Here is a 16884-nt window from a genome sequence, read left to right on the forward strand (position 1 = left end):
TCTTCATTATCTCCCTGCCGTACCGGCTGCCTCATATTTGCCTGTAATTAATCATACCGACACTTTTTAATGAAAAGTTGGCTTTACTAAATGTTTTGTAAGGAAATTGTCTGGTGATGTCAGGTATTCCGCCTTGTTACTTACTTCTGCTAACAATTTCAAGGTGAAACTGTTAATTATGACGGGTCTTTTAGACGAGTTTGAGATGACTAGAATTGCCGACAGGCCGCGTCTTGTCTGGTTTCCTCGGAAAAAGTGAATAAAGGTCTCTGAATAATTCAGACACGGATGGCCGAAGCGTTCAATTCGCCGTTTTGTCGAGTTTTGTCAGTGTCAAGTCCGCGTGGGGAAAGGTAGCATGAGGCATTTTCAGGTGCTTTGCCAGATCTCATATAGCCAAAAAGGCGGTTAAGAGAACTTCAGATAAGCGGTTAAGAAAAAATAAAAATAAGATTTTTCGCCAGGCGCCAGGATATACAGACGCGGGTTTATCGGTCACATTAATCCTTAAACCGGCGTTTACAGGAGGTATTTAACGAGTCTTATGCATAAGTATTATATCATTAATGGCATCGTCGAGTTTCATCCTGCGGCCAGCACATTACGCGACCTCAATAATCCTGAACAGGTGGTGGTATTAAACTCGCCTGCCGGACGTTGTTTGCTGTTATTGATTGAAAGAGCCGGGAGTATTGTCACTCAACAGGAGTGTATGGACATTGTCTGGCAACGTCGGGGAATGATGGTGTCGCCGAATACCTATTACCAGAATATCTCTATTCTGCGTAAGGGGCTGAAAAAAGCCGGGTTTGAAACCGATCCAATCGTCACGATCCCCCGTATTGGCCTGACGCTGGCAAGCGATACGCAAATTACGATTAAAGAGGCGCAGTTGCCCTCGGCAGAGCCAGAAGCGCCGGTCCAGACCGTTCAGGAAGAGGCTGGCGTGCCGCAGCCCGTGGCTCCTGTCACTCCCGTTGCTCCGGTTGCGAAACGACGCTTCTGGCTGGGGGGCGCACTGCTGGCGCTGCTGTTAATCATTAGCGTGAGCGTCATCAGCTATAGCCGGCCGCATGACAACTATTTTGTGGACGGTTACCGCTTCACGACAATGATGGGAGAGTGTCGGCTCTATTTTGCCCGCGATATCGAGACGCCGCAGGACAGGGAAAAAGCGCTGGCCTATGCTGCGCCATTTAAAGATGAATGCAGCAGTTATCCCTGGATCTATATCAGTGGATATAGCCTGTTGCCGCGTGCTTCGGTGATCCGCTGCGACCGGGCAATGACGGAACCAAACCGTTGTATGTCAGATTACTTTATTCAGGATCATTAATATGGCTCGTTACCGTCAAACGCTGTTAACGCTCTGTTTGTGCCTGCTGGTGGGGGCGTTAGCCGCTGGTTATTATCTGTGGCAGCGTTATTACATTCACCCTTTTGCCTGTCAGGTGAACTTTATTCAGCACCATCCTGAAGAGACACTGACCCTGTGGCTAAATTATACGGTGGACGGTAACAACGGCACGCTCAGCATGAACGGTCGGGTGAAGAGCGATCCGGGTAAGACCTTTAATCGTAAAATATTCTTTCAGGTAGAGCGCAAAGATAATGTCTATTACATGCGATCTGTCCGCAATATCAAATTCCCCGATGATGACGTGAGCGACAGCTGGCTGGAGAAGTACGAACCGTTATTTTTCATCTACCCCAACGAGAGTATTTATATGCGAATTAAGAAACAGCAGAATGATAATTATTTATTCATTCTGGGGACGTTACCGACCTATGTGTGCCACCCCTCAAAAACGGAGGGCTGAACGGGAAAAGCGTTGCTGTTTTGTGGTCATCATTTATACTTTATTGAACCGCTAAGAAATATCTTAGAGTAATATAAGAGCAACACAATATGTTGCGATAATGTAATTAATATTTTTGGCAAGGTAATGAAGACTTTAACTGATGACTCATGCAGGCGTGGTTCTGCACGAAATAAACCCCTGCATATCGGTTTATTTCTGTGGCCCCATTTTTCGTTATTAGCCCTATCGGGGTTAATGGAGGCGTTACGTACGGCGTCCTGTGTACAAAAAACCAGACAGAAAATCGCGTTCAAACTCAGTCTGATAAGCACCCGGGCGGAATTGCCCATCACCAGCAGCGCCGGTATTAGCGTGCAGCCTGAAGCCGCGCATCTTACTCCGGGGGAATACGACTATATTGCCGTGATTGGCGGAAGCCTGGAGGATCTGGATAAGGGGCTCCCGGACGACCGGGCATTTCTTGCAGAGGCGCATCACAACGCCATTCCGCTGATCGGTATTGGCACCGGGAGCTTTATCCTGGCGGAAGAGGAGATCCTTAATGAACGGCGCGCCTCGATCCATCCTTATCATCATGACGTCTTCACGCAACGGTTTCCGCAGGTTTATGCCGAGCAGGGGCTGGATTTTATCGATGAAGGCGATGTGCTGACCTGCCCGGGCGGGATCTCGACGCTGACGCTAACCACGGCGCTGATTCGCGCCCATGCGGGCGACGATATTGCCGCCACCACGTCACGGCGTTTATCGCTCTCACCGCACGCTGTTACTACCCCGCGGCCTGCCAATATTGCGCTGATCCCGGACTCGCGGCTGCGCAGAGCGGTGATGATCATCGAACAGTACCTGACACGCCCGCTTAGCGCCGCCGGGCTGGCCCAGGACGTCAAGCTGAGCGAGCGTCAGCTTAATCGCCTGTTTCACGCTGAGTTTGGTAAAACGGCACGTGAATTTATCCGCAGCGCCAGACTGCGCTATGCCTGCTGGCTGTTGAAGAACTCGCAGCAAAGCGTCACGGACATTGCGCGGCGGATGGGCTTTAGCGACTGCGCCCATTTTATTCGTCATTTCCAGCTTGAGTACGGCTGTACGCCTGGGGTGTGGCGCACGTCGCAGAGCTAATGCCCCGATTTCGTGCTTTCTTCGTAGGGTATTACTGGTTTGCCTGGATACACTTCCGTTAAAAGCCCAACGGGGGGACGATGACATGAACTGGCAGCCTTTTCGCGGCAGCGCACCGGGAAATATGACCATTTTCAGCGCCTCATTTCCTGATGTCAGCGACCAGTGGCCGATGAAAGACGAGACAGCCCGGGAGATCAACGCGCTTAACCAGGCGCTGAAAGCCGACCCGGCGCTTCGCCCTCCGCTGATTGAATACGAAGAGGGCGGGCAGGCGGTGCTTGTCCCGCAGAACCGTTACTCCGAACAGGCTTTTCGCAACCGGCCTGCGCTTCTCGCGTGGCGCGCCCGGCTGGTTCCCACCGCGCTGGCGCTGTTTGTGGTGCAAAATCCGCTGGAGGAGCGCCTCCCCGAAGGCACGAAAATGGACAGCGACAGCCGCCAGTGGTTTATTCACGCTAACGACGCCATCGGCGTGCGCTCCCGCGCAAAAGTGCTGGCTGCGCTGGTAGAGAAGTACATCCATAACGAGAGCGAGAACAACTGGGTGAGCCTGGCCAGCGGGGCGGCCATTCCCGTGCTTGAGGCGCTGCGCAACGCAAAGCTCGACGGTCAACAGGTGTACCTGACGCTGGTAGATAAAGACCCCGTCGCGCTGAGCTGGGCCGAGACCATGGCCGCGCAGGAGGGGCTGGTTGTGGGCGAACAGCTGACGCTGCTCAGGCGCAACCTGCTGCATACGCTGGTGCGTAACGACGATTTACTGCTGGAGCTGGGTGAGCATCAGGCCGAACTGGTCGACGCGCTGGGCATATTTGAGTACTTCAACGATACCGATGCGGTGACTTTCCTGCAGCGCGCGCTGCGGCTGGTGAAGCCCGGCGGGGCGGTGATTGTGTCGAATATGCTGACCAGCAGCCCGCAGATCGACTTTGTGCTGCGCGGTATTGGCTGGGAGGACATCCACCCCAGGTCGTTGCAGCAGTTGCAGGATATCCACCTCGCGGCGGGCGTGCCGGTGGAGAATGTCACCGTGGTGGTGCCAAAGGATGGGGTGTACGCGGTGATGGAGGTGAAGGTTTAGCGCGATCGGTTCTCTCTCCCTGTGGGAGAGGGTTAGGGTGAGGGGGAGCAGCACGCACAGCGTGACTTGCATTAGTTCGGTTTTCCAAACATGATCCCCTCATGAAAATAGAAACCGCATATCCCTCACACTTCGAACGCCTGGTCGCAATCTGGGAATCCTCCGTACGCGCCACCCATCACTTTTTACAGGAAAGCGATATCGCGGCTCTGCGCCCGCTATTGCTTAACGCGTATCTGCCAAACCTCACCGTCGTGATGGCCCGCGATGATGCAGGTATTATCCACGGCTTTTTAGGCGTGGATGAAAACCGCATTGAAATGCTGTTTGTTGATGATGCGAGCCGGGGAAAGGGCGTGGGGAAATTACTACTGCACTATGCCATCGCAGAGTTTGGTGTAAACGAAGTGGATGTGAATGAGCAAAACCCGCAGGGCGTCGCGTTTTATCGCCATATGGGGTTTGTGCAGGTCGGCCGCTCAGAGGTTGATGGGCAGGGGAATCCGTTTCCGTTGCTGCATATGCGGTTGAATCGGGATTAGCGCTTAGCCTGCTTATCCCATTTTAATAAGCCGACAATATCTTTCTCACCCTCGGCTTCTTTCAGCAGGCGCTGCTTCTTTTCATACTCGATGTATTCTGAGCACGCCTTTTCATCCGCCGCTTTTTTGCTGATTTTGCCTGCGTCTTCTAAAACGTCCCGGTCGTTAAATTGCAGGAACTGATCGAGTTTGGTTTGCCAGTCTCGTAAAAATACCTGCTTGCGGCGTTTGGCCTGATCTTCAGCAAAGTCGAGCCACATATTAACGACACGATTTAGTTCGCTGACTTCATCCTGAGACAGATAATTTTTTGCTGTGGTGACATCGCTTTTACGAACTTCTTCACCTTTATAGCTGGTCAGCCCCATATACGGTTGCGTGGCGTCCGCACGCTGGCGAATCAACTCAGCGGCGGTAAGGCCGGTGCAGGCAAAATGCAGTTTATTCTGGATGGTCTGGAAAAATTGCGTGGTTTCTTTGAGTGACGGCTGATAGTCAGCGGCTAATGCAAAAATCTCCCTCACACGGAGATAAACCCGGCGTTCGCTGGCCCGTATATCGCGAATGCGTTCCAGCATTTCATCGAAATAGTCAGGTACGGCGGATGATCCCACAGGCGGGTTTTTCAGGCGCTCGTCGTCCATAACGAAGCCTTTTACCAGATATTCCTGCAGCGTTTGGGTGGCCCACTGGCGGAACTGTGTCCCTCGCGTGGAGCGGACGCGATAGCCGATGGCGAGAATGACGGGCAGGCTAAAATATTGAACGTTATATACTTTACCATCGCTGGCAGTTGTTCGGTAAAACCGAACAACTGAATTTTCGACCAGCTCACCCTCATCAAAAATATTCTTGATATGTCCACTGATCGTTGCTTTGGCTTTGCCGTATAACTCACAGATCGTAGCCTGTGAGAGCCACAAAGTATCGCTTTCGAAGCGGCATTCAATGCGAACTTTTCCATCCTTGCTGGCAAACATGACGAACTCACCGGCTGGTGAATTGATTAATTCTTCATATGTCATGCTGCCCCCACCCTATAAGGTTGATGTCGGTAAGTTCGTAGTATGCCAGAAACAGCCGCTAAGCCAGGTGGTTTGTATTTGTTTTTGCGAGGCGCTTTCCAGCACGCGGAGTTTGGATGGCTGTAAGCGCGTTCTCTATCTCAATAAGCTTTGCTTTCGTCCGTTTATAATCATCCTGCAACCTCTGCTCCTGCTCGTTATACGCCACCAGAACGATGCATCCTTTCATCACCTTTACGGTCACTTGATGTCCGGTTTCAAACCCTGCCGCGCGTAGCCATTTGCCTGACAGAATGATATTGGGCGTGGATTTGTCGAAAACATTCGGGCGATATCCCACAATTAACGAACGCTCGGTTCCGGATTGGTCGGTGTCTGGGGTAGAATGCGAATCAGCCATAATCAACTCCTTGATAGTTGGTGAGGTTAGACGCTCCTGTTGTGTTCCCGCACATCGGAGCGTTGCTAGTAGAGGAGGTTTAGGTGGCCTCCTATATGGTTCAGAGTAGATGGATAGGTGGCCTCATGTCAATCATATCGCGCGAAAAAAAACCAAAAGGCGGTGGGCAGTCCCCGCAATTTAAGATGCGTATTGATCCGGCATTGAAGGAGCAGTTGGATGCCGTGGCGGCTGAGGAAGGGGTGAGTCTCGCCAGTTGGTTGAAGGAACTGGCGAGGGAGGCTTTACGACGAAAAGGCCTGGAGCCAAAGGGATAATTCACTACGGGTTCATCGCACTTCGACAATGAGTCGCGGTTGCTAAGCAAGGGCAAGTCTGCGCACCGTCATCAGGAAGTCGTAAGAGGTCGTCTCCCACAGCTCGGGCGAAAAATCAAATCCATATCGGCTTTTGAACTCATCATCCAGCTTGTCTCCGTAACACTCAATGAAAGTATCAATCTCTTCGGCTAACTCTTTTAACAACCAACCAGGTGCCGTCTTTTTAAATAGCCCAATTATTCCCTCAATTGTATCCTCACCATCATTAATGAGGTCATAATCCTGATTGAAGTAACCATGAATCAACTGATCAAGATGATAGAAATTTTGCATAATTCACCTACGGGGTCGGGAATGCAGTAAGGATATAGTAAGGCTTACCATTATATTCTTTCAGCTCAATAACAATCCTCACACTTCGCATGCTGATACGCTGTGTACTACCTCGTGAAAACCCATATCCAATCTCCTGACCTGCCGGGTAAACGATAGTGAGGCGCCCCCCTCTGTTTCCCCCGCCAAGTAATGATTTTATATTTGCTCGATTATAATATATTGCTCTTGATATAACGCTTTCTGCAACGTTTAAATTTTTAAATGTTGAAGACATTATGAGTCGCTTATTCTGCTCGAATCGGGCAAGTAACTCATTATCCGTTTCTACTGCTCCAAGTAAAACGCCAAGCCCCCTCAGCAATCGGTTACTCAGCGTTTCCGCTTCTGTCACGCTCTTATCTGAAAGCACCGCCGCCAGTTGTACCGGTGACATAACGACGGTCATTCCACTTTCTTCCATAATATAATTCCATCACCATATCCTTACCCGATAATAACCATAAATATCTTCGTTTGGTAAGAATAAATTCCTAATCTGTCTTTCTTGTTAAATTATGAAATAACAGTAGATGTAAAAGGATCGACTATTATTTAATATAGATTCAAAGATAGCTCGTCGGACTGCTACGGTTCAGTGAATAATAATGCGAAGGAAAATAGAGATTTTTTAGACTTTCTCGGATAGTTGCGGACGAACTTTTGGCGGAAGATCACAGGAGTCGAACCTGCCCGGGAACGCTGGCGTCCCCAACTGGATTTGAAGTCCAGCCACCTCACCGGAGATGACGATCTTCCGCGCCTGCATTGCTACATGGAGGCGGGGCGCATTATAGCTACTTTCAGACATTTACCACATACCCCGACACACTTTTTTCACCTCTCTTTTGACCTGAACACCCCCATTTCAGTTAATTCTTAAGAAAATCCTCAGGTTAGCATTTCGTGCTCCGCGACATTTACCCCGATCACAAAAAACAAGAAACGTAATTTGCTAACCAGAAAACGCAATACTCGCTCCTGAAACAATGGTTTAAAACCTCTGTAACCGGTCTCAGTGCCCGTATCGCCACACGGCAGGCACCTGACGGCCAGCAAAGGATTACAGAACCAGGAGGACGAAAGTATGAAAATCAGTGATGGAAACTGGCTTATTCAACCTGGCCTGACCGTGACGTATCCGGTCCAGGTGTTCGATGTGGAGCAGCAGGGCAATGACCTGGTGGTGTATGTGGCACCGCGCGACGTACGCGAACGCGCGTGGCAACTCGATACGTTGATGTTCACCGTCCGGCTCTTCGCACCGCAGGAAGGGATTGTCGGGGTGCGCATCGAGCACTTCCAGGGGGCGCAGGACAAAGGCCCGCACTATCCGCTCAACGTGCTGAAGGACGTAAGGGTCGAGACGGTAAATAACGCCGAATACGCCGAGCTGAAAAGCGGTAATCTCAGCGTGCGCGTCACCAAAGGCGAATTCTGGGCGCTCGATTTTCTGCGTAACGGCCAGCGGATCACCGGCAGTGAACTGAAAAACAACGGCTACGTGCAGGACAGCAACACGAATCGCAACTATCTGTTCGAACGTCTGGATCTGGGCGTCGGGGAAACAGTTTATGGCCTCGGTGAGCGCTTTACCGCCCTGGTGCGCAACGGTCAGCAGGTCGATACCTGGAACCGCGACGGCGGCACCAGCACCGAGCAGTCCTACAAAAACATTCCGTTCTATCTCACCAACCGCGGCTACGGCGTGCTGGTCAACCATCCGGAAAATGTGTCGTTTGAAATCGGCTCGGAGAAGGTCTCCAAAGTACAGTTCATCGTCGAGGGCGAATATCTGGAGTATTTTGTGATCGACGGCCCGACGCCAAAAGCGGTCCTGGACCGCTACACGCAGTTCACCGGTCGTCCGGCGCTGCCGCCGGCGTGGTCCTTCGGCCTGTGGCTCACCACCTCGTTTACCACTAACTACGACGAAGCGACGGTGAACAGCTTCATCGACGGCATGGCCGAACGCGACCTGCCACTGCACGTCTTCCATTTTGATTGCTTCTGGATGAAGGCCTTCCAGTGGTGTGATTTTGAGTGGGACCCGGTGACCTTCCCGGATCCAGAAGGGATGATCCGCCGCCTGAAAGAGAAGGGGCTGAAGGTCTGCGTGTGGATCAACCCGTACATCGGTCAGAAATCGCCGGTATTTAACGAGCTGAAAGAGAAAGGTTATCTGCTGAAGCGCCCGGATGGCAGCGTGTGGCAGTGGGACAAATGGCAGCCCGGGCTGGCGATTTACGACTTCACTAATCCGGACGCGTGCCGGTGGTACGCCGACAAGCTGAAGGGCCTGGTGGAGATTGGCGTGGACTGCTTCAAAACCGATTTCGGCGAGCGTATCCCGACGGATGTGCAGTGGTTTGACGGTTCCGATCCGCAGAAGATGCACAACCACTACGCCTTCATCTATAACGCGCTGGTGTGGAACGTGCTGAAAGAGACGGTAGGCGAGGAGGAGGCGGTGCTGTTTGCGCGCTCGGCGTCCGTCGGCGCGCAGCAGTTCCCAGTGCACTGGGGCGGCGACTGCTATGCAAATTATGAATCCATGGCGGAAAGCCTGCGCGGCGGGCTGTCGATTGGTCTGTCCGGCTTCGGGTTCTGGAGCCACGATATCGGCGGTTTCGAAAACACCGCCCCGGCGCACGTCTACAAACGCTGGTGCGCGTTCGGGCTGTTCTCCAGCCACAGCCGCCTGCATGGCAGCAAATCCTACCGCGTGCCGTGGGCGTACGATGATGAGTCCTGTGACGTGGTGCGTCACTTTACGCAACTGAAATGCCAGCTGATGCCGTACCTCTATCGTCAGGCGGCGCTGGCACGGGAGTGCGGCACGCCGATGCTGCGGGCGATGATGCTGGAGTTCCCGGACGATCCGGCGTGTGACTATCTCGACCGTCAGTACATGCTGGGGGATGCCTTGATGGTGGCGCCGGTGTTCTCCGAGGCGGGTGAGGTGCAGTTTTACCTGCCGGAAGGTCGCTGGACGCACTTGTGGCACAACGATGAGGTTCAGGGCTGCCGCTGGCATAAGCAGCAGCACGATTTCATGAGCCTGCCGGTTTATGTGCGCGACAACACCTTGCTGGCGCTCGGTAACAACAAGCGCAAACCGGACTACGCCTGGAATGAGGGCACGGCCTTTCAGCTGTTTAACCTGGATGAGGGCGCAACAGCGGTGAGTAAAGTGCCTGCGACTGACGGTTCGGTGGTATTTACGCTGAAGGCGTCACGCAAGGGCGACACCGTGACCCTTACCGGCGCGGGTGACGCGCGGAACTGGTCGGTATGCTTGCGCAACGTGCAGAAGGTGACTGGTGTGAAAGGTGGCTCATACGCGGGCAGCGAGTGGGGCGTGGTGGTGAACGCGGAGGGGGATGAGGTGGTGGTTCACCTTTAATTCCCCTCACCCTAACCCTCTCCCCAAAGGGGCGAGGGAATGGTTTACTCCCTCTCCCTTTCAGGGAGAGGGCTGGGGTGAGGGTGGTGTTGAAACTACACCACCCGTCATGGTCTGCTGAACCTGCTGTTTATCCATATTTACCGCGCTCAGCTTGCCATTTACCGTCGGCTTCAGCGGGGCATTCGCCTGCACACTCCCGCTGGCAGTCAGCTGAATATTGCCGTCGCCGCTCACCGGCAGCGCGGGCCAGCCCCACTGCTGCAGGATGTTGAGCGGCACGCCGCGCCCGTTCAGGCTCACCGTGGTCTGTCGTTGCGCAAGCTGAGAAACCGTCGCGGTGGCTTCCAGAATGCCTTTCTCGGTAAAGGCGCTCAGATCGGTGATATTGACCGTGGCGGCGTTAGCGTTCAGCGCCAGCGACGGGCGTCGCACGTCCACGCGGTTAAAGGTGGCTGCTGCGCCGTTTAGCGTGGCGCTGCCGCCCCATACGCCCCATTTGTGGTCCTGCGCCAGCTGCAGGTTAGCCCCATAACCATCAAGAGAGGTGATCTGCCACGGGAACGCGGGATCAATGTCGATCACCAAGTTGCGGCTCAGGCCGAATTTCTTCAGCGTCACGCTGTTCAGCCATTCCGGCAGCGGATCCATCCACAGCGTTTTCCAGTTCTGCGGCAGGGTGTACTCCAGCCCGGCGACGGCGACATCGTCCAGTACCAGCGCTTTATCGTCGCGCAGCCAGTTGCCGGAGGTGCGCACCATGCCCCCTTCCCAGCGGGAGGTGAACTGGCGCAGCGCCACGCCCTGCGGAGAGAATTCCGCATTCAGGATCGGGTCGAACAGATGCAGCGAGCCGTAAATAAATTCGCTGGCATTCATGGATAAACGCCCGTCCTGGCTCTGCCAGTCTCCTTTGCTCAGCGTCAGGTTGCGCAGGCTGAGATCCAGATCGGTTACGGCCCAGTCTGGCCCCTGCAGGCGCGCATCGGTGACCTCAAGGCGGCCAATCTGCAAGGAGGGGATGGTATTGAGCGGCGCGAAGAAATCCAGCAGCGATTTATCGCTCTGCAGGCGGATCTCGTTCAGGCGCATGGTGTCGATGACCCAGCTTCCGTCGGCGTTGCGCAGGGCGGAGCCGGTAAGCGAGCCGCGCGCCATATCGGCGCCGATGGTGTTTAGCACCACCTCCTTGCCGTTCAGCTGGCCCTGGATCAGCACGTTAGTGGCCGGTACCCCGTTCAGGGTGAGCGAACCCGCGCTCATCTGGATCTGCGCATTTTTGCCCAGCACGTTACCCGCTTCTGGCTGCCACGGGCTGACACCGCCCGTCACTTTTTGCGCGCTTAAATCCCACTCCGTGTTGGGGCTGTTGAAGGCCATATTGTTTAGCTGCAGACGGTCTGCCTGGAAGGGCATCGGCGCGGTCTGCGGAGAGAGGTTCAGCGTGCCATCGACCAGGGTGATGGTGTCCATATGCAGTGGATCGGTGAGCTGTCGGCTGCCAAGACCAATATCGACTTTTTTAGCCACCAGCGTGGCGGGCTGACCGTCGCGGCCAAAGGTGACGTTTTCCAGAAGGATGTGGGAAGGCGACGAAAAGCGGTGGTCCATCAGGTCGAAACTGAGTTCGTAATCGGTGTTCACCGTTACCCAACTGCTGACCTGTGACGCACCCCAGCGGGTCTGAAGCAGAAAATAGAGTGCCAGCAGCACAAGGAGCAGGGCTACCAGAAGATAGACGAGCAGCTTTCCAATAAATTTCATGGTCTTCCTTCCCGCGAAACGTACATAAAGGAGTTATGCACGATTTATGCGCAATGCTCAAGGCGGGAATGGTGTAAAGAGATGTCACGGCAGGCATTGACAGCCTGCCGTGAGGACAATCAGTTTTTCTCTGGCGGGAAAACGAGGTTCAGCACGATAGCGGTGATACCGCCAGCGGCGATGCCGGAAGAGAGCAGGTTTTTCACCCAGTCCGGGGCAAACTGCAGGATCAGCGGCTGCTGAGAAACGCCCAGACCCACGGCCAGCGACAGGGCAATAATCATGATCGCGCGGCGGTTCAGTGGCTCGCGGGAGACGATTCGCACACCCGAGGCCGCGATAGTACCGAACATCACCAGCGTTGCTCCGCCCAGAACCGGCTCAGGGATGTGCTGTACAAAGCCACTCACGGCCGGGAACAGGCCAAGGACAATCAGCATCAGCGCCACCACAAACCCGACATAACGGCTGGCTACGCCGGTCAACTGGATCACGCCGTTGTTCTGCCCGAAGCAGGAGTTCGGGAATGTATTAAACACGGCAGAGACAAAGGAGTTCAGACCGTTTGCCAGCACGCCGCCTTTCAGACGCTTCATGTACAGCGGGCCGGACACCGGCTGCTCCGAGACGTCGGAGGTGGCGGTGATATCGCCGATGGTCTCCAGGGAGGTGATCATAAAGACCAGCATCAGCGGCAGCAGCAGACCCCAGTCAATGCCCAGGCCGTAGTACAGTGGAGTAGGAACGGTGATCAGCGCGCTGTTGGTCGGCGCGGTGTTTTCCGGCAACATGCCCAGCGCCCACGCCAGCAGGTAACCGGCCGCCATGGCGATCACCAGCGAGGCCACGCGCAGGTACGGGTTACGCTGACGGTTGAGCAGAATAATGATGGCCAGCACCACGCCAGCCAGCAGCAGGTTTTTTGGTGCGCCAAAGGTGTGATCGCTCATTGCGGCATAGCCCCCGCCGATGGAGGTCAGTCCCACCTGAATCAGCGACAGACCGATAATCATCACCACCACGCCCGAGACCAGCGGAGTGATCACGCGGCGAGCCAGATGCAGAACGCGAGAGATCACCATCTCCGTGCAGCTGGCCAGCATCAGCGTGCCGAACAGCGCCGCCATCATGGTCGGGACATCCGCCCCGCCAGTTTTTAACGCCGTACCGCCCATGATCAGCGGTGCCACAAAGTTAAAACTGGTACCCTGAATCGACAGCAAGCCAGACCCCACCGGACCCCAGGCTTTAATTTGAATAATTGAGGCCACGCCGGAGGCAAAGAGGGACATGCTGATGATGTGCTGCGTATCCTGAGCCGGTAAACCCAGCGCCTGGCAGATCAACAGCGCCGGGGTGATCACCGCAACAAACATGGCCAGAAGATGCTGGCAGGCAGCGAAGAGCGTCTGCGGAAGCGGTGGGCGGTCTTCAAGACGGTAAATCAGTTCGCTATTTTGCTTCTGCGCAATCGGTTGCGCATCAGGAGACTCTATGCTGTTAACGGACATCGACGGTAATCCCACGGTGGAAAAGCGGGCATTTTATCTGACCAACTGGTAAAAGCAAACGATTGCCAGCAAAAAAAAGAGAGAAAATCTGCCGGTATGAGCAGGTTTTCTACAACGTGGAGGAAAAAAAAATTACACTTTTCGCGCCGGTAGCTCATGACGAGCATAAGCCGGCCCAGGATAACGCCGCGTGTGTATGGAACACGCGCATAACAGGAGCCTCTTATGATTCATCTCGATACGTTGTCGACCCTTGTTGCCGCAACGCTGGTTCTTCTGCTTGGTCGCAAGCTGGTACACAGTGTTTCCTTTCTGAAAAAGTACACCATTCCTGAACCTGTTGCCGGTGGGTTGCTGGTGGCGCTGGCCCTGCTGGTGTTGAAAAAAAGCATGGGCTGGGAAATCGATTTCGATATGTCCCTCAAAGATCCGCTGATGCTGGCCTTCTTTGCCACTATCGGCCTGAACGCCAACCTGGCGAGCCTTCGCTCGGGCGGCAAGGTGCTGGGCGTGTTTCTGATTGTCGTGGTTGGTCTGCTGCTGATGCAAAACGCCATCGGCATCGGTATGGCGTCTCTGCTGGGGCTGGATCCGCTGATGGGTCTGCTGGCTGGCTCCATCACTCTGTCCGGCGGGCACGGTACCGGGGCGGCGTGGAGTAAGCTGTTTATCGAGCGCTATGGCTTTGAAAACGCAACGGAAGTGGCGATGGCCTGCGCGACCTTTGGTCTGGTGCTTGGCGGTCTGATTGGCGGCCCGGTAGCGCGCTACCTGGTGAAGCACTCCACCACGCCAGACGGCAGACCGGACGATGAACTGGTCCCCACCGCGTTCGAAAAGCCGGACGTTGGCCGCACCATCACCTCGCTGGTGATGATTGAAACCATCGCCATGATCGCCATCTGTCTGACGCTGGGTAAAGTGGTTGCGCAATGGCTGGCGGGCACGGCCTTTGAACTGCCGACCTTTGTTTGTGTGCTGTTTATCGGGGTGATCCTGAGCAATGGTCTGGCCCTGATGGGCTTCTATCGCGTGTTTGAACGTGCGGTCTCGGTGCTGGGTAACGTCTGCCTGTCGCTGTTCCTGGCGATGGCCCTGATGAGCCTTAAGCTGTGGGAACTGGCGTCGCTGGCGCTGCCGATGGTAGCCATTCTGGCGGTGCAGGCGCTGTTTATGGCGCTCTATGCCATGTTCGTTACCTGGCGCATGATGGGCAAAAACTACGATGCCGCGGTGCTGGCGGCGGGGCACTGTGGGTTTGGTCTGGGTGCCACGCCAACGGCAATCGCAAATATGCAGGCAATCACCGAACGTTTCGGGCCTTCGCACATGGCGTTTCTGGTGGTACCGATGGTTGGGGCATTCTTTATTGATATCGTCAACGCGCTGGTGATCAAGCTGTACCTGATGCTGCCGATGTTCGCCTGAGATCAGGCGTTGGAGTAGCGCTCAGTTTCCGGCATCCAGCGCTCAATTAACGCTGCCGCCTGTTCGGGGTAGCGTTCATGAATATGGCGGGCAAGGCGCTGAACTTCAGGGATCATGGCCTGATCGCGCAGCAAATCTGCCACTTTGAATTCAGCGTTCCCGGTCTGACGTGTGCCCAGGAGCTCGCCCGGGCCACGGATCTCCAGGTCTTTTTGCGCAATGACGAATCCGTCGTTGCTGTCACGCAGTACCTGCAAACGCATCTGCGCGGTTTTTGAGAGCGGGGCTTTGTAGAGCAGAACGCAGTGTGAAGCCACCGCACCACGGCCCACACGGCCACGTAGCTGGTGTAACTGCGCAAGCCCCAGACGTTCCGGGTTTTCGATGATCATCAGGCTGGAGTTTGGCACATCCACGCCCACTTCAATCACCGTTGTGGCGACCAGCAAATGCAGCTCGCCCTGTTTGAAGGATTGCATGACGGCCTGTTTTTCTGCGGGCTTCATGCGCCCGTGCACCAGTCCCACCTTCAGCTCCGGCAGCGCCAGCTTCAGCTCTTCCCACGTTGCTTCTGCGGCCTGCGCTTCAAGCAGGTCAGACTCCTCAATCAGCGTACAGACCCAGTACGCCTGACGTCCTTCATGGGTGCAGGCATTGCGCACGCGATCGATGATGTCGCTGCGGCGGGTATCCGGGATGGCCACCGTCGTGACCGGCGTACGGCCCGGCGGCAGCTCGTCAATGGTGGAGGTGTCCAGATCGGCGTAGGCGGTCATCGCCAGGGTTCGCGGAATAGGTGTGGCGGTCATGATCAGCTGGTGCGGATGGAAGCCCTGCTGCAGCCCTTTTTCCCACAGCGCCAGGCGCTGATGCACGCCAAAGCGGTGCTGTTCGTCGATGATCACCAGCGCGAGGCCGTTAAACTGCACCTGCTCCTGGAAGATGGCATGGGTGCCGACAATCATCTGCACTTCACCGCGAGCGATGGCGTCCTGTTGCGCAAGACGCGCTTTGCCCTTTTGTTTTCCGGCAAGCCAGCCCACCTCAATGCCCAGCGGGGCGAACCAGGCGCGGAAGTTATTCGCGTGCTGCTCCGCCAGCAGTTCCGTCGGCGCCATCAGCGCCACCTGCTTGCCGTGGGCAATGGCGCGCAGGGCTGCCAGGGCGGCAACCAGCGTTTTACCAGAGCCTACATCGCCCTGCACCAGGCGCATCATGGGCACATCAAGCGCCATATCGCGTTCGATCTCGGCGGTGACGCGCGCCTGGGCACCGGTAGGTTTAAACGGCAGGGAGGCCAGCAGCTTATCCTTGAGCTCATCACGCGGGCTTAAGGGCTGGGCATGAAAACGCTGCGCACCGGCGCGCAGCGCCAGCATGCTCAGGTTATGCGCCAGTAATTCCTCAAGGATAAGACGCCGTTGGGCAGGGTGTTTGCCGCTATCTAAATCGCTGAGCTGCAGCGTGGGCGGCGGGCGATGCAGCGTACGCAGCGCTTCCGGCAGGCTCATCATTCCCTGCGCCAGCTCAGGCGGTAGCAGTTCGGTGATGGCGCAGGTATCGAGTAACTCCAGGGCCTGGTCGGTGAGCTTACGCAGCGTCGCCTGTTTGATACCTTCCGTTGTCGGGTAGACCGGGGTGAGCGTCTCCTGCAGCTCCGGCGTGCTGAGATCGCCCTGCACGCGGTACTCCGGGTGGATCATCTCTGCGCCATATTTCCCGCGTTTGGCTTCACCATACGCCAGCACCCGGCGGCCTGTTGCAAGGCTGTTTTTCATCGCCGCGTTGAAGTTGAAAAAGCGCATGGTGAGAATGCCGGTGCCGTCGCTGATTTGACAGGTCATCATCCGGCGGCCGCCAAAGGTGATATTGCAGTTCAGCACCTCGCCCTCAACGGTGGCGTAAATCGCGGGCAGCAGATCGCCAATCTTATAAAGTTGTGTGCGGTCTTCATAACGCAGGGGGAGGTGGAGCAGGAGATCCTGCACGGTGTGCAGGCCAATTTTGCCCAGTTTACTGCTTTGCGCCGCGCCCACGCCCGTCAGGCTATTGAGCGGGATGGCATCCAGCAGGCGGCCTTTCATCGG

The 16884-nt window shown here is 55.3% G+C and carries 15 protein-coding genes and 1 tRNA gene; 8 read left to right on the forward strand and 8 right to left on the reverse strand.

The window, feature by feature from the left end; translation table 11 throughout:
- Window positions 1-544: 544 nt before the first annotated feature.
- From VF709_RS14575 to VF709_RS14595, 5 genes are all read left to right on the forward strand, one after another.
- Window positions 545-1336 (forward strand): winged helix-turn-helix domain-containing protein, encoded by a 792-nt coding sequence (locus VF709_RS14575; protein WP_038418315.1) that lies wholly within the window; start codon window positions 545-547, stop codon window positions 1334-1336.
- A gap of 1 nt (window position 1337) precedes the next feature.
- Window positions 1338-1820, forward strand: coding sequence for a hypothetical protein (locus tag VF709_RS14580; protein WP_013094867.1), 483 nt, complete (start codon window positions 1338-1340; stop codon window positions 1818-1820).
- A gap of 237 nt (window positions 1821-2057) precedes the next feature.
- On the forward strand, window positions 2058-2945 hold the full coding sequence (locus VF709_RS14585; RefSeq protein ID WP_038418317.1) for a GlxA family transcriptional regulator: 888 nt from the start codon (window positions 2058-2060) through the stop codon (window positions 2943-2945).
- Window positions 2946-3030: 85 nt separating this feature from the next.
- Complete coding sequence (locus tag VF709_RS14590; protein ID WP_038418318.1) at window positions 3031-4029, forward strand: class I SAM-dependent methyltransferase; 999 nt, start codon at window positions 3031-3033, stop codon at window positions 4027-4029.
- Between the two features lie 101 nt (window positions 4030-4130).
- Window positions 4131-4571 carry a GNAT family N-acetyltransferase gene (locus tag VF709_RS14595; RefSeq protein ID WP_038418319.1) on the forward strand — a complete coding sequence of 147 codons (441 nt, stop codon included), beginning with the start codon at window positions 4131-4133 and terminating at the stop codon, window positions 4569-4571.
- Here the strand turns inward: VF709_RS14595 and VF709_RS14600 are convergent.
- Complete coding sequence (locus VF709_RS14600) at window positions 4568-5596, reverse strand: virulence RhuM family protein (protein WP_038418321.1); 1029 nt, start codon at window positions 5594-5596, stop codon at window positions 4568-4570. The two genes, VF709_RS14595 and VF709_RS14600, sit on opposite strands and share 4 nt — an antisense overlap.
- Before the next feature lie 58 nt (window positions 5597-5654).
- The gene (locus tag VF709_RS14605; RefSeq protein ID WP_038418324.1) at window positions 5655-5996 is read right to left on the reverse strand and encodes a SymE family type I addiction module toxin; all 342 of its coding nucleotides are present in this window, start codon (window positions 5994-5996) and stop codon (window positions 5655-5657) included.
- A gap of 125 nt (window positions 5997-6121) precedes the next feature.
- Here VF709_RS14605 and VF709_RS14610 point away from each other — a divergent pair, with 125 nt between their 5' ends.
- A complete protein-coding gene (locus tag VF709_RS14610) occupies window positions 6122-6313 on the forward strand; it encodes a toxin-antitoxin system HicB family antitoxin (protein WP_028028019.1) in 192 nt (63 codons plus the stop codon).
- Window positions 6314-6355: 42 nt separating this feature from the next.
- Here the strand turns inward: VF709_RS14610 and VF709_RS14615 are convergent, their stop codons facing one another.
- The 3 genes from VF709_RS14615 to VF709_RS14625 all read right to left on the reverse strand — a co-directional run bounded on the left by VF709_RS14615 (window position 6356) and on the right by VF709_RS14625 (window position 7447).
- The gene (locus VF709_RS14615) at window positions 6356-6649 is read right to left on the reverse strand and encodes a contact-dependent growth inhibition system immunity protein (RefSeq protein WP_013094874.1); all 294 of its coding nucleotides are present in this window, start codon (window positions 6647-6649) and stop codon (window positions 6356-6358) included.
- A 7-nt stretch (window positions 6650-6656) separates the two neighbouring features.
- On the reverse strand, window positions 6657-7112 hold the full coding sequence (locus VF709_RS14620) for an RNase A-like domain-containing protein (RefSeq protein WP_038418326.1): 456 nt from the start codon (window positions 7110-7112) through the stop codon (window positions 6657-6659).
- Window positions 7113-7352: 240 nt separating this feature from the next.
- A tRNA-Sec gene (locus tag VF709_RS14625) sits at window positions 7353-7447 on the reverse strand.
- A gap of 328 nt (window positions 7448-7775) precedes the next feature.
- Between VF709_RS14625 and yicI the strand changes: the two genes are divergently transcribed.
- Window positions 7776-10094, forward strand: coding sequence for an alpha-xylosidase (gene yicI, locus VF709_RS14630; protein ID WP_440231833.1), 2319 nt, complete (start codon window positions 7776-7778; stop codon window positions 10092-10094).
- Between the two features lie 60 nt (window positions 10095-10154).
- On the opposite strand, the gene VF709_RS14635 is transcribed toward yicI, so the two are convergent.
- Both VF709_RS14635 and xanP read right to left on the reverse strand, forming a co-directional pair.
- A complete protein-coding gene (locus VF709_RS14635) occupies window positions 10155-11858 on the reverse strand; it encodes an AsmA family protein (protein ID WP_187170728.1) in 1704 nt (567 codons plus the stop codon).
- Between the two features lie 119 nt (window positions 11859-11977).
- The gene (xanP, locus tag VF709_RS14640) at window positions 11978-13369 is read right to left on the reverse strand and encodes a xanthine/proton symporter XanP (RefSeq protein WP_014830139.1); all 1392 of its coding nucleotides are present in this window, start codon (window positions 13367-13369) and stop codon (window positions 11978-11980) included.
- Window positions 13370-13594: 225 nt separating this feature from the next.
- On the opposite strand from xanP, the gene gltS reads away from it, so the two are divergent.
- On the forward strand, window positions 13595-14797 hold the full coding sequence (gltS, locus tag VF709_RS14645; RefSeq protein ID WP_013094878.1) for a sodium/glutamate symporter: 1203 nt from the start codon (window positions 13595-13597) through the stop codon (window positions 14795-14797).
- Between the two features lie 2 nt (window positions 14798-14799).
- On the opposite strand, the gene recG is transcribed toward gltS, so the two are convergent.
- Window positions 14800-16881, reverse strand: a complete 2082-nt coding sequence (gene recG, locus VF709_RS14650; RefSeq protein WP_038418332.1) for an ATP-dependent DNA helicase RecG — start codon at window positions 16879-16881, stop codon at window positions 14800-14802.
- Between the last annotated feature and the right edge of the window lie 3 nt (window positions 16882-16884).

This window comes from Enterobacter sp. Lyrl_3 (genome assembly GCF_051948675.1).
GTDB classification, from domain to species: Bacteria; Pseudomonadota; Gammaproteobacteria; order Enterobacterales; family Enterobacteriaceae; genus Enterobacter; species Enterobacter cloacae.

Excerpts from the sequence above, each read along its gene's own strand:
- VF709_RS14575 (WP_038418315.1), top strand. The coding sequence starts at position 545 with ATGCATAAGTATTATATCATTAATGGCATCGTCGAGTTTCATCCTGCG.
- VF709_RS14580 (WP_013094867.1), top strand. The coding sequence starts at position 1,338 with ATGGCTCGTTACCGTCAAACGCTGTTAACGCTCTGTTTGTGCCTGCTG.
- VF709_RS14585 (WP_038418317.1), top strand. The coding sequence starts at position 2,058 with ATGGAGGCGTTACGTACGGCGTCCTGTGTACAAAAAACCAGACAGAAA.
- VF709_RS14590 (WP_038418318.1), top strand. The coding sequence starts at position 3,031 with ATGAACTGGCAGCCTTTTCGCGGCAGCGCACCGGGAAATATGACCATT.
- VF709_RS14595 (WP_038418319.1), top strand. The coding sequence starts at position 4,131 with ATGAAAATAGAAACCGCATATCCCTCACACTTCGAACGCCTGGTCGCA.
- VF709_RS14600 (WP_038418321.1), bottom strand. The coding sequence starts at position 5,596 with ATGACATATGAAGAATTAATCAATTCACCAGCCGGTGAGTTCGTCATG.
- VF709_RS14605 (WP_038418324.1), bottom strand. The coding sequence starts at position 5,996 with ATGGCTGATTCGCATTCTACCCCAGACACCGACCAATCCGGAACCGAG.
- VF709_RS14610 (WP_028028019.1), top strand. The coding sequence starts at position 6,122 with ATGTCAATCATATCGCGCGAAAAAAAACCAAAAGGCGGTGGGCAGTCC.
- VF709_RS14615 (WP_013094874.1), bottom strand. The coding sequence starts at position 6,649 with ATGCAAAATTTCTATCATCTTGATCAGTTGATTCATGGTTACTTCAAT.
- VF709_RS14620 (WP_038418326.1), bottom strand. The coding sequence starts at position 7,112 with ATGGAAGAAAGTGGAATGACCGTCGTTATGTCACCGGTACAACTGGCG.
- yicI (WP_440231833.1), top strand. The coding sequence starts at position 7,776 with ATGAAAATCAGTGATGGAAACTGGCTTATTCAACCTGGCCTGACCGTG.
- VF709_RS14635 (WP_187170728.1), bottom strand. The coding sequence starts at position 11,858 with ATGAAATTTATTGGAAAGCTGCTCGTCTATCTTCTGGTAGCCCTGCTC.
- xanP (WP_014830139.1), bottom strand. The coding sequence starts at position 13,369 with ATGTCCGTTAACAGCATAGAGTCTCCTGATGCGCAACCGATTGCGCAG.
- gltS (WP_013094878.1), top strand. The coding sequence starts at position 13,595 with ATGATTCATCTCGATACGTTGTCGACCCTTGTTGCCGCAACGCTGGTT.
- recG (WP_038418332.1), bottom strand. The coding sequence starts at position 16,881 with ATGAAAGGCCGCCTGCTGGATGCCATCCCGCTCAATAGCCTGACGGGC.